The organism is Oleiphilus sp. HI0117, from assembly GCF_001635235.1.
On sequence record NZ_LWGA01000095.1, the window covers coordinates 1 to 1,348 of the forward strand.

Annotated in this window: 2 protein-coding genes; both read left to right on the forward strand. The window is 47.4% G+C overall.

Annotated elements, in window-relative coordinates; all coding sequences use genetic code 11:
• A partial coding sequence (locus A3757_RS01375; RefSeq protein WP_068739030.1) for an RNA pseudouridine synthase occupies positions 1–702 on the forward strand: 702 nt, incomplete at its 5' end.
• A 157-nt stretch (positions 703–859) separates the two neighbouring features.
• A partial coding sequence (locus tag A3757_RS01380; RefSeq protein WP_156506089.1) for an MFS transporter occupies positions 860–1,348 on the forward strand: 489 nt, incomplete at its 3' end.

Consider the following 1,348-nt stretch of genomic DNA (forward strand, 5'->3'; position numbering starts at 1 on the left):
AGGCGAGCTAGTAAGGCGCTAAAGGCTGGTGATGAGCTTGAACTTAATTATAACGCTGAAGTTCTCAGGCAAGCTATCCCTGAACCAAAGTTGATCCATGATGCTTATGATTACAGTATTTGGTTCAAACCCTATGGCCTGAACTGCCAGGGAAGCCGATGGGGAGACTTTGCCAGTATTAATCGTTGGGTAGAAGTAAACCTTGCTAAGCTTAGCAATACCCATGAACGACCTGTCTTTCTAGTCCATCGGTTGGACAGAGCAACCACGGGTTTAATGGTTTTATGTCATAGTAAAAAAGCTGCGCAATGCTTTAGTGAGATGTTTAGTCAGGGGAGGGTTGATAAACGCTACCAGGCAATTGTGCACGGTGATTTTTCTATCTTCCCGCAAGACTATGAAGTAAATAGCCCTGTGGAGGGTAAAGCCGCATGTAGTATGTTTTCTTATGTTGAAGGTAAGGGCGAGTATTCCCTACTTGACGTTAGATTACTAACGGGCCGCAAGCACCAAATTCGCCAACACATCTCCTCCTTAGGCTACCCGATTGTTGGCGACCGGCTATATGGTAAATCATGTGACACGGAAGCTGAGGGTGTTAGGGATCTGCAATTGCAGTCGGTATCACTGAGTTTTGACTGCCCGTTTGAACATTGTAAACAGAGTTTCAAAGTCGCTGAGCAAGATCATCTTTGTCTCTAGGCACTATTCCAATTTTTCAAAAACTAAGCCTAATCTACGCACCTGTTGACTCCCGTCATTTTCTTCTGCCGTACTCAGACTATATTGAGCACTCAATAAAAAAATCTCACTCGCCTCCTAAAGGCGGTCTTCATGTTCGTAGAGATAAGGAAGGGATATGTCTGAAATACTAAAGAATCCGGGGTGGAAGGTAGCCATCGCGGGTACAGGGATCAACCTGGCTCTAGGGGTGCTTTATACCTGGAGCATTTATCAATCCAAGATTGTTGAATCAATTGAAGCGGGCGGTGCCGGTGGATTTAATTGGGACAGAGCTTCGGTTGGCGATCCTTATGCCATCTGCTGTTTAGTGTTTGCCTTTACGATGATTCTGGCGGGTAAGTGCCAGGACTTATTAGGGCCCAGGGTAACGGCACTGATTGGTGGCGTGTTAGTGGGTGCAGGTTTGCTGGTGATTTCGCAAAGCACGAGTTATACAGCTTGGGTGCTTGGTTTTGGTGTGCTCACCGGTGCAGGTATCGGTTTTGGTTATGCTTCGGCTACGCCACCTGCACTGAAGTGGTTCCCCGGCGGGCAGACCGGACTTATTGCGGGTTTGGTCGTTGCAGGCTTTGGCTTGGCACCTGTCTATATTGCCCCCTTGGCT